The 14,917-nt window shown below is 47.1% G+C and carries 14 protein-coding genes and 2 riboswitches; of the genes, 4 read left to right on the top strand and 10 right to left on the bottom strand.

The window, feature by feature from the left end; translation table 11 throughout:
* Positions 1-23 precede the first annotated feature (23 nt).
* Genes pelG through BW931_RS01505 form a run of 5 tightly spaced genes read right to left on the bottom strand, consistent with a single transcriptional unit; the run spans position 24 to position 6,878 of the window.
* Entirely contained in the window at positions 24-1,496 is a 1,473-nt protein-coding gene (pelG, locus tag BW931_RS01525) for an exopolysaccharide Pel transporter PelG (RefSeq protein ID WP_008592356.1), read from the bottom strand.
* A complete protein-coding gene (gene pelF / locus BW931_RS01520) occupies positions 1,477-2,898 on the bottom strand; it encodes a GT4 family glycosyltransferase PelF (protein WP_076569385.1) in 1,422 nt (473 codons plus the stop codon). Before pelF ends, pelG begins: the two co-directional genes overlap by 20 nt.
* Positions 2,895-4,727: a DUF2194 domain-containing protein gene (locus tag BW931_RS01515; protein ID WP_076569383.1), complete on the bottom strand. Its 1,833-nt coding sequence runs from the start codon at positions 4,725-4,727 to the stop codon at positions 2,895-2,897. The genes pelF and BW931_RS01515 overlap by 4 nt, the downstream gene beginning before the upstream one ends.
* Positions 4,724-5,653 (bottom strand): hypothetical protein, encoded by a 930-nt coding sequence (locus tag BW931_RS01510; protein WP_076569381.1) that lies wholly within the window; start codon positions 5,651-5,653, stop codon positions 4,724-4,726. Before BW931_RS01510 ends, BW931_RS01515 begins: the two co-directional genes overlap by 4 nt.
* Entirely contained in the window at positions 5,643-6,878 is a 1,236-nt protein-coding gene (locus BW931_RS01505; RefSeq protein WP_008592363.1) for a hypothetical protein, read from the bottom strand. Before BW931_RS01505 ends, BW931_RS01510 begins: the two co-directional genes overlap by 11 nt.
* Positions 6,879-6,992: 114 nt before the next feature.
* On the opposite strand from BW931_RS01505, the gene BW931_RS01500 reads away from it, so the two are divergent.
* Together BW931_RS01500 and galE are read left to right on the top strand one after the other, a co-directional pair.
* On the top strand, positions 6,993-7,844 hold the full coding sequence (locus tag BW931_RS01500) for a glycoside hydrolase family 191 protein (RefSeq protein ID WP_008592365.1): 852 nt from the start codon (positions 6,993-6,995) through the stop codon (positions 7,842-7,844).
* A 161-nt stretch (positions 7,845-8,005) separates the two neighbouring features.
* Positions 8,006-9,022: a UDP-glucose 4-epimerase GalE gene (gene galE, locus BW931_RS01495; RefSeq protein WP_008592368.1), complete on the top strand. Its 1,017-nt coding sequence runs from the start codon at positions 8,006-8,008 to the stop codon at positions 9,020-9,022.
* Positions 9,023-9,395: 373 nt separating this feature from the next.
* Here galE and thiE read toward each other — a convergent pair whose 3' ends face one another.
* The 5 genes from thiE to thiW all read right to left on the bottom strand — a co-directional run bounded on the left by thiE (position 9,396) and on the right by thiW (position 12,845).
* A complete protein-coding gene (gene thiE / locus BW931_RS01490; protein WP_076569379.1) occupies positions 9,396-10,004 on the bottom strand; it encodes a thiamine phosphate synthase in 609 nt (202 codons plus the stop codon).
* On the bottom strand, positions 10,001-10,738 hold the full coding sequence (gene thiM / locus BW931_RS01485) for a hydroxyethylthiazole kinase (RefSeq protein WP_084193821.1): 738 nt from the start codon (positions 10,736-10,738) through the stop codon (positions 10,001-10,003). The genes thiE and thiM overlap by 4 nt, the downstream gene beginning before the upstream one ends.
* Entirely contained in the window at positions 10,735-11,535 is an 801-nt protein-coding gene (thiD, locus tag BW931_RS01480; protein WP_008592373.1) for a bifunctional hydroxymethylpyrimidine kinase/phosphomethylpyrimidine kinase, read from the bottom strand. The genes thiM and thiD overlap by 4 nt, the downstream gene beginning before the upstream one ends.
* Positions 11,532-12,218 carry a thiaminase II gene (tenA, locus tag BW931_RS01475; protein ID WP_076569377.1) on the bottom strand — a complete coding sequence of 229 codons (687 nt, stop codon included), beginning with the start codon at positions 12,216-12,218 and terminating at the stop codon, positions 11,532-11,534. Before tenA ends, thiD begins: the two co-directional genes overlap by 4 nt.
* A 34-nt stretch (positions 12,219-12,252) precedes the next feature.
* A riboswitch (TPP riboswitch) is annotated at positions 12,253-12,355 on the bottom strand.
* 4 nt (positions 12,356-12,359) lie between these two features.
* Positions 12,360-12,845, bottom strand: coding sequence for an energy coupling factor transporter S component ThiW (thiW, locus tag BW931_RS01470; protein WP_076569375.1), 486 nt, complete (start codon positions 12,843-12,845; stop codon positions 12,360-12,362).
* 76 nt (positions 12,846-12,921) lie between these two features.
* A riboswitch (TPP riboswitch) is annotated at positions 12,922-13,030 on the bottom strand.
* A gap of 170 nt (positions 13,031-13,200) precedes the next feature.
* Here thiW and BW931_RS01465 point away from each other — a divergent pair.
* Positions 13,201-14,088 carry an ABC transporter ATP-binding protein gene (locus BW931_RS01465; protein ID WP_076569373.1) on the top strand — a complete coding sequence of 296 codons (888 nt, stop codon included), beginning with the start codon at positions 13,201-13,203 and terminating at the stop codon, positions 14,086-14,088.
* Positions 14,085-14,894 carry an ABC transporter permease subunit gene (locus BW931_RS01460; RefSeq protein WP_076569371.1) on the top strand — a complete coding sequence of 270 codons (810 nt, stop codon included), beginning with the start codon at positions 14,085-14,087 and terminating at the stop codon, positions 14,892-14,894. The genes BW931_RS01465 and BW931_RS01460 overlap by 4 nt, the downstream gene beginning before the upstream one ends.
* Positions 14,895-14,917 lie beyond the last annotated feature (23 nt).

Raw genomic sequence — 14,917 nt, 5'->3', positions numbered from 1 at the left:
CTCCTTCCGCGTAGCTGAAACAGTTATATGAATCTTCTTTCGTTCAGCCATTTTCCCATTTTCGAAAAAACCAACCTCCCCTGTCTGTTTGACCGGTCATGAGGACGGCAGAAAGCATGGTAATCCACCTGATCGATAAAAACGGCCAGCCTTACCATAGCGAACAGGAAAGAGGCCGTGGAGCCTATGGAGAAGCTGAGCCCGTATCCATCGTATCCAAGAGGCAAAAACACCAGAGACAGAATCAGGTTCAGACTGAAGAACATGATTGATGTGTACATAGCTCCCCGCCGATCCTCAAAGTAAAGAAGAATGAGAGTAACTATGAGTACCATAGCGTTTGAAAACGCTCCGACTGCCGTAAATCGGAAGATGGAAATAATTTCGTCCTCGAAACTGAGAAAAGCTGTCAGGTAACCGATGAACAGAATAACGAACAGGGAAAAAACCCCCTGACTCCGGAAGAGACCCTCCAGCTCCTGTCTCAATACACGCTGCATTTTCTCTTTAGCCTTCCTGATTTCACCGAGAGTTCCGCCTTCGTTGACATTCCCGTAGAAAATCCGGTACCTTTCATAAAAACGTGTTTCCACGGAAACCACGAAAATGATAAGAGCAGGGATGATTGTCAGATAAGAAAGGAAAACGGCCGTATCGTATATTCTATGATAAAGGAAAGTATCAAAGAGGGAAGAGCCCCCCGGCCCGAACCATATTACCCAGTTACAGACCCACACCCCTGCGTTATACAGAAAGCCCGTCCAGAATAGAGACGGGTACTTATCAAAATAACTTAAGTAGCTGAACTGGCCTTCGACCGTTTTCTCTCCAAAAGTCATAAGCATAGAAAGCAGGAGTCCAAACAGCGTTACGATCATCCCGCTCGTAAAACCGAGAAGCAGAAAGAAGCTGAGACTGTGTTCTGCGAATGTGAACATTTGCACATTGAACCCCATCCAGACAATAAGGATAATGGAAATGACAGCCCCGCTCAGAAAACTGTACGCCACGGCCTGGTAAAACTTAGCCGCACTTAAGAATAAAAACATTACCCAAATCAGGTTAATAGTAACAAATAATGCCAATATCAGAACATTAAAGTGAAAAGGAAGCTCGGAGAACCAGAGGAACAGCAACCAGGTGACCGATGCAATCATCAGAGTCAGCTTCGTCATTCCTATGAATGTTGCAAATATTTCTTTCGAACGGTTTTCAAATATCAGGTCTGCAAGATACCGCGTAACGACCAACTGCTGAATACCGAAAATCACCTGGGAAAAAATGAAACAGTACGCTACCGACAGCGTGAACAGTTCATTTTCCTGCCGGCTTATATCGATGAATTGAGTGGTGAGCCACTGGATCAGGGTAATGGTAACGATAACGATGAGCCACGGGCCTGCTGTCACCAGTCCTGCGAAGACATATGCTTTGAAACGGGAAGAAAAGTAATCCTCCTGGAACAGTTTCTGTAATCTAAACCCGATGCCTGCCATAAGCTTCTTCCCTCCTCTGATACAATTTTCTGTACTGTTCAATCAACTGGTTCAATTGATAATACGTCTCCACACGTTTTTTACCGTTCCAGCCGAACTTTACAGTCTCCTCCGGATGAGCGTACATCCACTCACATTTTTCCGCTACCTGTAGCGGCTTCACCGGTGGCACGACAAATCCTGCCGGTCCGTACGGATCACCTTCACCTCCGAGAATCAGTTCGGAACAGGACCCCACGTCTGTAACTACCCACGGGACTCCGGCAGCCATTCCTTCCAGAACTGCGAGCGGCTGGCCTTCGGAAATACTGGTAAGTAAGCACACATCAAATGTCGGCAGATAATCACTTATATTCACTTTGCCTGTCAGAAAGACGGAATTCTCGAGTTCCAGCTGATTGATAAGACGCCTGCATTCCTCTGCATAATCTTCTTCTTCGTCGAGCGGGCCCATTATGTACATTTCAAATGGAATGGACTTCTCGGCCAGAAGATTAGCGGCCTGGATCATCGTCTTGATATCTTTGATCGGAACTACCCGTACGATAGCGCCAATAATCAACGTATCCTTACCTTTTTCGGATTTTTGGATAGCGCCCAGCCGCTCATAGTCGATTCCGTTAGGTACAACATGTAACTTCCCGGCAGGTGCCCCAAGCGTCTCCTGCAGTTCACTGTTTCTCTCAAACAGCGTAATTACATCATCCGCTTCCGTATACGCCTGCAGGGACAAGTGATGGAAAAATTTCACCCAGCGCTCTTTGTAATAATCGGCGATCCATGCCGCCTGCAGAATTTCTTCCTCGCGCTCCCGGGAATAGATCCCGTGCTCTGTCAAAATAAAAGGAATGTCCTGCTGCTGTTTCATGGCGGCTCCTATCAGCCCGGCATAACCGGTGGAAACGGACTGGACCAGATCCACGTCCGGAAAATCGAACTGCAGCAGTTCAATAACCGGCGAGAACATTCCTTTCCACATAAAGAGATATTCAATAAAAGAAGCCGTCTGCTTTTCTTCTTCATAGCTGCTTTGTACGATATGCCAGAACAGCCGGCTCGAGAAGAACTCGGAAGGATCTCCCAGCCTTCCGCTCAGCATATTCAGCGCCGTATCACTGGTCTTCCGGAACATCATCCATTCGGTGAGTGCTTCCTCTTCTTCTGCAGAAAGCCTTTGTTTTTTCATCTTCTTTTTTTGTTTCATGTTCAATGGAAGGTTGGTTACGCCGGTTACGTTCTCCGGCAAAGTGTAACGATAGTCTTTTTCCGTCATCTGTTTCGGTGTGATAGCCACAATTTCAAATTCATGTTCGGGCATTCTCTGAATCATCATTTGTACCCAGTTGGCCACTCCCCCACTGACGTAAGGATAACTCCCTTCCACGATCATACCTATTTTCATTTGCCCCGCTCCTTAATAAGGATCTCAGCTTCCGGCTCTTTAACAGTCACCCGGTATAATCCTTCACTTAATTCGTCCACACTACCATAAGAATATTTTCCTTCATTGAGAAACTTGCCATTCTCCAGCCTGATGAGAAACTCACTCGGTTTCAGGATTTCATCCCCTGTAATAACGATCCGGTCTTCCTTATAGGATACCGTCAGTTCCGATTCCTGATAACTTTTCATTTTTTTCGTAGCGTTCGACTGGGTCATGGCTTCCAGATAAGGGTAGTTTTCTTTAACGTGCTCTCCCATATCCTGTAACCTGGAACGCATCTGGCTCCAGTTTCTGCCTTGTGCCCTGTAGGAATCCAGTACGTCATCCGGGTGGACGAAGTGGGAGAAAACACCAAAGTTAGCAATAACGTCTGTCTGGAGAAACTGGTCTTCCGGACTTTCTGCATATCCGCTCGTCATTCGCGGAAAATAATAAAGGTTGTTCTTAACATCGCCCGGACCGAATTCCTGTTCAAGACTTCCCTTGTCTCCCCCGATATATAATGAACTGATTGTCTTTAATTCAGGAAGCGACTGTTCCAGCGCTTTAATTCCGGTCGTGTTGATTACGTTGGAAGGAGGAACGTAGGATTTGATCTCTTCGTCAGGAAAATAGTATTTGAAAACACCTTCCACTTCCTTAATCACTTCCACCATCTGCCGGTTATTCTTCCACGGTACATATCCGAGCGTCTCATCTATCGGTTCGGAAGGGGTAACCAGGGACTGGTGGTTATACCCGTGCAGACCAAGTTCTCCTCCTTCACTCAATAAATCACGGCCGAAGTAGAGCATAGGATAACGGAGATTTTCCCGGATCTCTTTCCCTTTCAATTCCGTATCATCCCTGTACGTACCTATTAAGTAACCCGTGTACGTGAAGTCATGGTTCTCTCCGATCTCTTTCATATCCTCCCACCATACGTCTGTGTAAAAATCACGTATTGATTTATCATACTCCTGCTCTATTTTCTCCGGAGTTTCAAAAGGAATAGGGGACGGAAAGTCGTCGATATGAAAAACTTTAATGGAGGCCTGGGCACTGACGAAAGCAGGCGGAAGCATGGAGAGTGATTGAAGCAGCATTCCCCTCGTAGTTTTACCCACAGTGATGGTTGAATTCCAGAACATCACTTTCCCTTTGCCTTTTTCATAGATCCACATAAGCGGCTCTTCTTCCACTGTAAGAGGCACCGCTACCTCTTCTTTCAGTTCAACATCGGCGATACTGTGGGAAAAAAGTTCAGAGGATGCACCAAGATCCACGTAACCTGGAAACAGTTCCTGTTCGAAAGAAATACCGTGCAGATCGCCTTTGTATCCCTCCGCTTTCTTAATACCAAGAAGATCGTTCCAATCCGAATCGACAAAACGGCCGGCGATCATCACCCGTCCGCCTTCTTCCACAAACTCGGTGATAACGTCCCTCGGCCACTCTTCGGAATGTTCTCCGGCAAGAACTATTATCGAATAAGGGGAAGGGGCAATGTTTTTTATCTCCTCCCTGCCTACCTGTTCGTATGGCACTTTTGCATACTCGAGGGCCTGTTTCATATTTCCGATGGCTCCCTCGGACAGGTCACTCTCATTCTGGTGAAGAAATACCTTGAGTTCCTCCTCCCCCTTCTTCGGCTCTTCCGCAGTCATTACCGGGAACTCATTCTCCGGTGAGGAGTTGGGAGGAAACCACTGCTGGAACGTTTCCATTCTGATGAGCTGCAGAATAGTCACCATGCCTATCAGCAGTACAGCGAAGGTTATGCTCAATTGAATTGTGTGTTTTTTCATAATTCTTCCCCCAGCAAATGTTCAACAATGAAACGTCTGGATTCCGGTATATTGGTCTTCGGGACGTTTTCTTTCAAGGCACTCAGCACGCTGCGTATCTTTTTCCAATCTTTTCTTCCGTAATAATAACGGAGAAGTACCAGATATCCTTCGGCCTGAAGAGGGTGCTTTTCATTCATACTTTCGAGTATTTCCACTCCGGTGGAAGGATCACCCCGATACAGATGAAACTCTCCAAGTCTTTCAAGGAGCAAGGGGCGGTCATTGCCGGAAGCAAGTTCTTCCTCCATGAAACCTTTGTACTCCTTCTCGAGTCTCGAAAGGGAAGGACCTTCCAGCAGCTCACTTTTCAGAAATCGTTCATAGGCTGATAACAGCGTCTTTAATCTGGTCGTATCATCTGGAGTGTATTCCGATTTTGCGAGCTGAATTTCCTTCTCGTGGTTGTCTATCAGCAGGTTCCGGGTGGTAGCAGCGTAGTGGACCATTTCCGAGTTCTGGTTTGTTAGTCCGAGATTTACGTAATGTCCTTTTCTGGAGACGTCCGAATTTATCAGCCTCATAATCGCATCCTGTTTAGATCGTGCTTCAAAATCCGTAAGAGTCTCGGAGAACGGCTGCATATCATAGCTTGCTCTTGCTTCATATCTGATCTGCTCCAGCATCGGCGGCTTATAAGTAACGTACTCCTCGTATGATTCCAGTATGTCATTGCTGCCGAAGCGTCTGGCCATATACCAGACCATCCCTCCAAAAATTTCTCCGATTACAGGGAGAAATAAGCTTACAGTAAAAATCCACAGCACTACTCCCTGTTCTTCTTCTTCCGCCCTTTTCTGAAGAAAAAGCAGCAAAAGAAAAGCCAGAACACCGTGAATAAAATAAAATGTGAGTATCCATACCGGTTGTGTGAAGTTATTGAACATACTGCACAACCTTCTCATCCATAACTTTCTGTATACGATCCTTTACGATGCCGGCATTTTCCGGACCGGTTCCCGGAAGCAGGAAATAAAACACTCCGGTGCCTTCCTCGAACCCGACTATATCCACTTCCCGGAGGTAAGAGCGCAAAATGATTTCCATTTCAACTTTCGACACTGTTCCGGCGTTGACGTACGGCACCTCTATCACACTATAATCGACATCGAACTTCTCTTTACGGTCCTGCTGCTCGATGACTTTTTCTTCGAAAGCTTCCTTGAAATAAATACGTGTCCCCGGATACATTTTCTTCTCTTCTTCTTTCTGCATAGATGCCCGGGATTTTTCAATCCGGTCCGAAAGCCAATCCAGCAGAACGGAAAGAATCTGTATTTCATAATTCGTCAACCGTTCAAAATCGAGATCGTTGATGATCAGCACTTCCTGTACTTTGCCGTTTTGAATAATTGGGCCTGCCAGCACCGGAGCGTCTTCATCATCTTCAACAGAACGGATCGTCACCGTTTTATTCGAAAATAATCTCTGAAGCATCGAATCCTCTCCGGAAACGAAAATGGTCTGCAAAAACGCATCAGGCCCGCCTCTTTTCACACTGAGCCTCATCGCACTGAATGATGCGTCCACATGATAGATGGCTACTTCCCGGGACTGAAATAAATCCGAAATGATCTCAATCGCTTCGTTCCGTATGAGATAAGGGGTCGGCTGATCAAGCGCTTTTCCTACCTGGTAAATTCTGGTCAAGGTGTACTCGCTTTCCAGAACGCGGTTTTGCATCGCTTTCATTGACTCTTCCACGGACTGGATGACCTCTTTCACGTTTTCATTCTCTTCGTAAAGTTCGGAGTTACGGTCACTGAGAGACTCATATCTTTCCCGGAAACTTGTGCCGTACATCCCTCCGATGACGGCAACCAGGAGCAATAGCGCGACATTAATAAAACGGTCGAAGCTGTAGAATACAAGGAATACGTCCCCTCCTCCAATCACCATATCCGCCAGATAGTAAGCCAGCACAAGAAGGAAACTGCTTATACCGATCGTCAAACCGTACCTGAGAGAAAATAAAAGTACCGTTATAAGAAAAGGATTCAATGTCCATTCTCTCATCTCTAACCCGAGTATTTGATCTATCATTCCCAACCCTGCAATGACCAGAATCAGTTCAATGGATTTCCTGATTATGCTTGATTGTCTGTAAATCATCTCATCACCCCTTTTTGGTTCGTTCGGAATACTTTCGAAATAAGTATATTTAATTGTCACAATTGTATATAATAGTAATTACAAAAAATACTTTTTTTACAGGAGAAATGTTCTTTGAAAAGAAAAAAACGATTACCCGTCTACCTGCTGACTTCCCTGCTGTTCGCTTTCTCCGCTTTTCTGGTCTCGGATCGTATCACCGCTTCAAAAGAGTCGCCCCTCGCTCACATAGAAACTTATAAAATCTATTACGATGCTCCGACTCCTGCGATTATAGACGAGATGAGCGAGTATGATGTAATGATTATTGAGCCTTTCTACTACACAAACCAACAGATAGAAGAAATAAGAAAAGACGGTACGCTCGTGTACGGGTATATTAATACGATGGAAGCCGACCAGTGGAATACTCCGCTGTTCCAGAAGTTAAAAGAAGAAGACTTCTTCGTTCGCAATAGTAAACGAGTTTACTACGAAGAATGGGACTCCTACCTGACCGACATAACTTCCTCTCACTATCAGAAAGTTATGGCAGACGAAGTTCAGAAGCAGATTGTCGATAAAGGACTGGACGGAGCTTTTCTCGATACTGTAGGAAACATCGATAATGAGCATGGCGGTGACCCTCAGGTTCTTCACGCACAGCGGGAAGGATTGACGGACTGGCTGACTCTTCTCAAAGACAGGCACCCGGATCTTTCTCTGATACAGAACTGGGGATTCGATACGCTGGCCACCGCCTCCTCTCCGTACGTAGATGGTATTATGTGGGAAGGTTTCCACTTCAGCGATGTCGTATACGATGAGTGGGCCCAGGACCAAGTCTATAAATTGCGGAAAGTTCGTGAAATGGATGGGGTTGAAGTACTGACAGTTTCTCATCAGCAGCCCGGGGAAAGCAAAGGACTTTCTACTGCAAATCGCTTCAAACATTACCATGAACCGACAAATTATAACGAATGGTAGAATGATGCCACCATTCCCGACTACCTTCAGTTACGGGAAGCCGGAACTTTCCGAAAAAAACTCAATTGAGTTTATATAGTTCTATATTATCAGATTCCGGTTGTTTTTACTTCTTCTTTCATGTAATTTTATGGATAAGAATAAAAACAGGAGGGTAGCCTATGATTCTTATTACAGGAGGCGCAGGTTTCATCGGAAATCATATATGCGTGGAACTTTTGAACGAAGGGTATGACATTGCTGTCATCGACAACCTGTCGAACAGTCGAAAAGAGTCCCTGGCGAGAGTCGAGGAAATTACCGGCGGAACGATAACATTCTACGAAAACGACCTGCTGGACCGGAGTGCCCTCGAGGAGATTTTCTCGAAGCACACGATTGAAGCTGTTATACACATGGCAGGTCTCAAATCGGTGAATGATTCGGTCTCCCTTCCTCTCACGTACTACAAAAATAATTTGACGGCTACTTTCGTACTGCTGGAAGTCATGACCGAATTTAATGTGAAAACCATCATATTCTCTTCTTCCGCTACGGTCTACGGGAAACCGGCATTCAACCCGATAACGGAGGACTTCCCGGTGTCTGCCATCAATCCTTATGGAAGAACGAAACTGATGATTGAAGAGGTTCTGGCAGATCTTTGGAACGCTGATTCCGAATGGAGCATTTCCATTCTGCGCTATTTCAACCCGATCGGCGCTCACCCGAGCGGAAAAATCGGCGAGTCACCGAATGGAACTCCGAATAATCTCATGCCTTATGTTGCAAAAGTAGCTCTGGGACAATACGAAAAGCTCACCGTTTACGGCGATGATTATCCGACCGTTGACGGAACGGGGGTACGTGACTATATCCACGTAACAGACCTTGCTCTCGGCCATGTAAAAGCATTGGATAAAGCAATGCAGGGATCGGGTCATGAAATCTATAACCTCGGCACCGGGGAAGGTTACAGCGTACTTCAGCTCGTCCGGGCTTTCGAATCAGCTTCCGGTCGTTCTGTACCTTATGAAGTGACCGGCCGCCGCGAAGGTGACGTAGCCTCCTGCTATGCAAACCCTTCAAAAGCCGAGGAAAAGCTGGGATGGAAAGCGGAAAAATCCATTACCGATATGTGTGAGGACACCTGGCGATGGCGCAGCCATAACCCTTACGGTTATGCTTCAGGTAAATAATCCGAAAAAAACAGATCAGCAGCAGAAACCCGGGTCAGATTGCTACAAACGCTTCCAGGAAACCCCTGTAGCAATTTGACCTATTACCTTTGCCCGATGTTTACAGAAAAGCATTATATGCATTTACGTATCGAATTTTGTTATGTATAATGAACAGATACAGTCGATACATAATAGAGGATCGTTCAGTGAAAGTGAGAGTTATTCCTCTTTGCGGAACGACTCATCTGCACGCACTTATCACTCGTCCGAGCTTCTTAGGCTGTCTTGTCCTTCTGCCCAGGTAGAAGGATTTTTTTGTTTCTGCATTTATATATCGGTCTTAAAACACAAAACCACTCCGGTCACTGCTGAAGTGACCGGAGTGGTTTTGCTATAATAATCGCTGCACACCGCTGAAAGGATCTTCATTACTTGCGATGGCGGAAATAACGCTTATCCCGGCACCGGTCTCTCTAACTTTCTGTACGTTACCTTCGTGTATACCCCCTATGGCGACCACCGGCAAGCCGGCTCTGTTCTGAATCGTCCGAAGTCCTTCTATTCCTATTACGTCTTTCGCATCCTGCTTCGACGAAGTTTTGAACACGGGTCCCACTCCGAGATAATCTGCCAGCTCGTACCGGCTCTGCTCCAGTTCTTCCGGGGTGGATACGGATAATCCGATTATAAGATCCGGGAAACGATCTCTAACTTTTTCTATTTCCGTATCTTCCTGCCCGATGTGAACACCGTCCGCTTTCCATTCACGTGCCAGCTCAATATCATCATTTACGAAAAAAGGGATTTCATGCTCGTGGCATACTTCCCGCAGACGGTGGCCAAGCTTGACTTTTTCGGCGCCCATCAATGATCCTTCTCCTTTTTCCCTGAACTGAAAAGCGGTGATCCCTCCCCTGATGGCTCGTCGCAGAGTTTCCACAGGGTCTTTTTTACAGTTTTGGCTTCCCATAATGAAATAGGTATGAAGATAATCACTCATACATCTCCCCCCAGTTCATCGAGAAGAGAAACGGCGAAAGACCCCGGACCATGGGAGTTCGCTTCCGCCCTCTCCGCAGCTTTATTATAAAATTCCACTGCAAAAAGTACCGCTTTCTCTTTTTCATCCTCAACCGTGAGACAGGCGGCAATCAGCGTCCCGAGGAGACACCCCGACCCTGTAACCTGCGTAAGCAGAGGAGAACCGTAGGAAGACGTTGTATAATTGCCGTTTTCCGCTACTATATCTATTGCTCCCGTCACTACTACGCAGGTGTTCAGTTTCTCCGAAGCCCTCAGGGCGATATCTGTGGAATCTCCGCTTTCTTCCGAATCCACACCTTTCACTTTCAGTGGTATGTCTGCGAGAGCAGCGATTTCCCCGGCGTTCCCTTTCACGACGGCTACGTCCAGCTCTTCTGTTATTTTTCTGACTGCATTTTTCCGGAAGGTACTCGCTCCTGCCCCCACCGGGTCCAGCAGTATAGGAATACCCTTCTCATTAGCTGCTTTTCCTGCTGCTATCATCGTTTCCACGTCACTGCTCCGGAGCGTGCCGATATTCAATACAAGAGCATCGGCCGCCCCTGCTATGTCTGCGACTTCTTCTCTTTCTTTCGCCATGACCGGGCTCCCTCCGAATGCCAGGAGGCCGTTCGCAGAGAAATTCATCACTACTTCATTCGTAATGTGGTGAACCAGCGGTCTCTTTTCTCTTACACGCTCTTCCATCATTTGACCTCCCCCCTTCTGCCGGCCCAGTGATTCGTAGGGCCGCTCCCTGAACCGAGGTCGAAAGAATGACGGATAGCTTCGGTAATAAAATGTTTAGCCTTCTCTACAGCTACAGGAAGCGTCCGTCCCCGCGCCAGATTCGCCGCGATAGCCGAAGCATACGTACAGCCTGTGCCATGGGTATTATCCGTTTTAATGCGCGCTTCTCTGTATGTCCTCATAATTTCTCCGTCATACAATACATCGACAGCTTCTCCATCCAGATGTCCGCCTTTAATGAGCGCGCCGCGGCTGCCGAGTTTTTCTACAAACAGTCCTGCCGCTTCTTCCATATCAGCTTCTGTCTTAATAGTCATCCTAAGCAGCGTTTCCGCTTCCGGAATATTCGGAGTGACGACATCAGCATGAGGAAAAAGATATTCGGAAAGCGCCTCCCTCGTCTCCTCTTCCATAAGAGGATGACCGCTCGCAGTTACCATGACGGGGTCACAGACGTATGGTTTCCGCCGGGCCCCGATCCATTCCCCTACTGTGCGTGCAGCTTCTTTCGATGAAATCATTCCGGTTTTGATAGCATCCACAGGCAGATCCTCCTCAATACTTTTAAGCTGAGCAGTAAGGAATGGAACAGGTACGTGATGAACCTCCCGGACTCCCATAGTGTTCTGGGCGGTCAAAGAAGTCAGCACAGACATTCCGTACACCTGCCATTCTTCCATCGTCTTGATATCCGCCTGAATCCCGGCTCCGCCTCCGGAATCGGATCCTGCGATTGTCAGTGCTGTATATGGTCTCATCTCGCCGCCTCCTTTCCTGCAGGCCATTCTTCCAGTGAATAGGACATTTCCCAGAAAGCGAGTTCCAACTGACAGCTTTTCCGGAAAGCTTCTTTCATTTTCCGCCTGTCTTCCGGAGATGCCCGCTCCGCTTCCTCATCCAGACGTTTCATCATGTAGCCGGTGGTTTCGGCAATAGAATCATCGGCATAGAATTCAATCCACTCATAGAAAGGATGGTCCGATTCCGGAGAGAAACGCCGTTTCAATTCTTTTCCGATTTCATCGTAAGTCCACGGACAGGGAAGCATAGCCGCAATTGTTTTTCCGAGCAGACCTTCTGTGGCCACACTCTTCATGTGAGCACGATAATGATCCGCTGTCGGTGGCATCGGATAACCCTGAAGATTTTCGTACGGGGTGCCTGCGTAATCGCTTAAATTGCGGTGTGGGTGCATCTCATCCCCCAGCACAAAGGCGATCTGATTATGAAAAAATGTTATATCCTCCCGACTGTCGGATTGGGAAATGGCCGTGCCATAAAGGGTAAGGAAGGTATTCAAGTATTCATAGTCCGCTTTTACGTAGTGAGCCACCGCTTCTTTCGGCAGTTCACCTTCGCCAAGACCCTGTACAAACGGGTGATCGAAAATCGCCTGAAATACATCTTCATTTTCTCTTCTTAATTCTTTCGTAAATGACATAAAAATAGCCTCCTCGTTTAGTATAAAGGAAGCCCCCATGTGCAGAGTGCTTCCCTTCGGCGGCATGACCCGCATCAGGTTCAAAGGGACTAAGGCAAAACCTTATCTCAGCGATATCCGCGCCCCCAGCAGTTCAAATAATTAAGTTGTCACGATAGCTGTCTGTTTCAGCCGGACTGCGACCATCCAGCCTATCAGCGCCCCGGTCACGGTACTTACAGCGAATGAAGGTACAAAAGCGAAAACCCCGGCGCCTGTACCCATCAACAGATTGGCGATCGGTACGGAAGCAAGAGATCCGAATAATCCTGTCCCGATGATTTCACCGGTTACCGCTCCCCCGATACGCTTCGTGTAGTGATATGTCACTCCCGCCACAAAAGCCCCGATCATACCCCCCGGAAATGCTAGCAGAGTGCCGAGACCTAACAGGTTCCGCAACACAGCTATCAGGAAAGCTATCGTCACCGCCGGCAGCGGTCCAAGCGTAACGGCAGCAACGACGTTGACGGCATGCTGGACCGGATAGGCCTTTGCTATTCCGGCCGGAAACCACAGCATCTGTGCCCCGAGCGTTCCGAGTGCAGTAAGCACAGCCATGGTCGTAAGCAGTTTTGTGCGATTCATAATTCTCCCCCCTTTTATCCCAGGCAGAAGAAGAAGCAAAAAAACCGGGTCCTGAATTACAGGACCCGGTTCGTCAATGGTATGTTGACTACTTCCCCACGCTGGTATGAGCCAGATCAGGTCCAGAGAGTCGGAAAGTCATTCTTTCCTCTCAGTCCGTATCACGGACACCCCTAGTAGTTGATTACTTATTCACTTGGACGATACCAGTATAACAAAAGCCAGAATCTTTTGCACCATCTGAACCGTTTTTTCGAAAATATCAGTAATTTCCACAAGGAGGCATTGACAATCCCGGAGAGAGTAATAGAATTTAGAAAAAGCAGTCTTTTTGCTACAGTAAGGGGTGTAAGCAATGATTCGCATCGACAATCTTACCCGGCGGTTTCCGAATGGCAAAGGGATTTTCAACGTCTCTTTTGAAGTACAGGAAGGGGAAGTGTTCGGGTTTCTCGGACCTAACGGATCTGGTAAATCCACGACTATCCGTCATCTCCTCGGGTATATGAAACCTCAAAAGGGGAGTGCTGTAATTGACGGTTATGATACGTGGAAGAATCAGGCGAAAGCACGGGGAAGAATCGGTTATTTACCGGGGGAGATCGCTTTTCTCGAAGGAATGACAGGGAGCGACTTTCTCGATATGATGGCAGGAATGCAGGGGATCACGGACAAGAGCAAACGGACCAGCCTGATTCAGCGTCTCCAGTTTGATCCCGATGCTCCTATCCGGAAGATGTCCAAAGGGATGAAACAGAAGATCGGAATCGTTGCGACATTTATGCACGACCCCGATGTATATATTCTGGATGAACCCACCTCCGGACTGGACCCCCTTATGCAAAAGCTTTTCGTCGAGCTCGTGCTGGAAGAGAAGGAAAAGGGAAAAACCTTTCTGATGTCCTCCCACAGCTTTTCGGAGATTGAACGAACGTGCGATCGTGCAGCTATCATCCGGAATGGAGAGATTGTTACGGTCAAGGATATACACGAACTGCAATCCATGCAGCGTAAGGTCTTCGATGTCACACTGACCCGGTCCGAAGATGTTGAAGCTATGAAGGAATCCAGGCTTTCCATTAAAAAAACGGAGGGGTTATTCGTACGGGTCGAAGTCCAGGGGGACTTTGATAATTTTATCCACGAATTATCGAAGTACAGCGTCAAAAATATCAGTGCCGGCACCCAGAGTCTGGAACAGATATTTATGGATTACTATGATGCAGAGGAGGCCGGGTCATGAATTTTCCGCTTTATAAACAAATGATGAAATCAAATATTAAATTATTCCTCGGCTTCGGTCTCGTTTCCGCTATTTATGTAGTTCTTATGACGTCGCTGTTCCCCCTCTTTGCGGACAATCTCGATGAAATGGAAAGCATGATGGAACTGTTCCCTGATTCTCTATTAAGAGCTCTCGGACTGGAAGCTTTCGGCAACTATGGCCAGTTTATTTCAGCGGAATACTACGGATTATTCTACCTGCTTATTTTGGGTGTGTTCAGCGTAATGAGTGCGGTGCAGTTGCTGGCAAAACTTGTGGACCGGGGTTCCATGGCTTATCTCCTTTCCACCAGAATCTCCAGGGTTCAGATTGCTTTTACTCAGATGATGGTTCTGCTGAGCGGTCTTATCATTATACATGTCCTGAATTTCGGCGGGGGACTGGCTGCCGGCGAACTGCTGATAGATGAGCAGAATGCGATAGCCATGAAAGATTTTTTTCAGATCAACTTTGTGGGGTTTTTGTTATTTTTTGCAGTAGGGGGGTACTCTTTCCTCGTGTCTTCCCTGCTGAACGATGAGAGGTCGGCGTTAGCGACAGCAGGCGGGTTGACCTTCCTTTTTTACGGAATGAATATGATTGGAAAGATTGTGACCGATGTCGACTGGTTACGGAACATCACTCCCTTTTCGCTTTATGAACCCGGAAAAATCGCCGGAGGAGATGCGGAAGTATGGACATCTTCTCTCATACTTACGGGTATTGGAATCCTTGCTTATACTCTGGCAATCGTTCTGTTCAGGCATCGGAACCTCCCGTTGTAAAAGTCTGCCATACAGGAAGATCG

This window comes from Salimicrobium salexigens, assembly GCF_900156705.1.
GTDB classification, from domain to species: domain Bacteria; phylum Bacillota; class Bacilli; order Bacillales; family Halobacillaceae; genus Salimicrobium; species Salimicrobium album.
Note: the sequence above shows the minus strand (reverse complement) of the source record. Positions and strands in the feature narration are given on the sequence as shown.

Excerpts from the sequence above, each read along its gene's own strand:
- pelG (WP_008592356.1), bottom strand. The coding sequence starts at position 1,496 with ATGGCAGGCATCGGGTTTAGATTACAGAAACTGTTCCAGGAGGATTAC.
- pelF (WP_076569385.1), bottom strand. The coding sequence starts at position 2,898 with ATGAAAATAGGTATGATCGTGGAAGGGAGTTATCCTTACGTCAGTGGG.
- BW931_RS01515 (WP_076569383.1), bottom strand. The coding sequence starts at position 4,727 with ATGAAAAAACACACAATTCAATTGAGCATAACCTTCGCTGTACTGCTG.
- BW931_RS01510 (WP_076569381.1), bottom strand. The coding sequence starts at position 5,653 with ATGTTCAATAACTTCACACAACCGGTATGGATACTCACATTTTATTTT.
- BW931_RS01505 (WP_008592363.1), bottom strand. The coding sequence starts at position 6,878 with ATGATTTACAGACAATCAAGCATAATCAGGAAATCCATTGAACTGATT.
- galE (WP_008592368.1), top strand. The coding sequence starts at position 8,006 with ATGATTCTTATTACAGGAGGCGCAGGTTTCATCGGAAATCATATATGC.
- thiE (WP_076569379.1), bottom strand. The coding sequence starts at position 10,004 with ATGAGTGATTATCTTCATACCTATTTCATTATGGGAAGCCAAAACTGT.
- thiM (WP_084193821.1), bottom strand. The coding sequence starts at position 10,738 with ATGATGGAAGAGCGTGTAAGAGAAAAGAGACCGCTGGTTCACCACATT.
- thiD (WP_008592373.1), bottom strand. The coding sequence starts at position 11,535 with ATGAGACCATATACAGCACTGACAATCGCAGGATCCGATTCCGGAGGC.
- tenA (WP_076569377.1), bottom strand. The coding sequence starts at position 12,218 with ATGTCATTTACGAAAGAATTAAGAAGAGAAAATGAAGATGTATTTCAG.
- thiW (WP_076569375.1), bottom strand. The coding sequence starts at position 12,845 with ATGAATCGCACAAAACTGCTTACGACCATGGCTGTGCTTACTGCACTC.
- BW931_RS01465 (WP_076569373.1), top strand. The coding sequence starts at position 13,201 with ATGATTCGCATCGACAATCTTACCCGGCGGTTTCCGAATGGCAAAGGG.
- BW931_RS01460 (WP_076569371.1), top strand. The coding sequence starts at position 14,085 with ATGAATTTTCCGCTTTATAAACAAATGATGAAATCAAATATTAAATTA.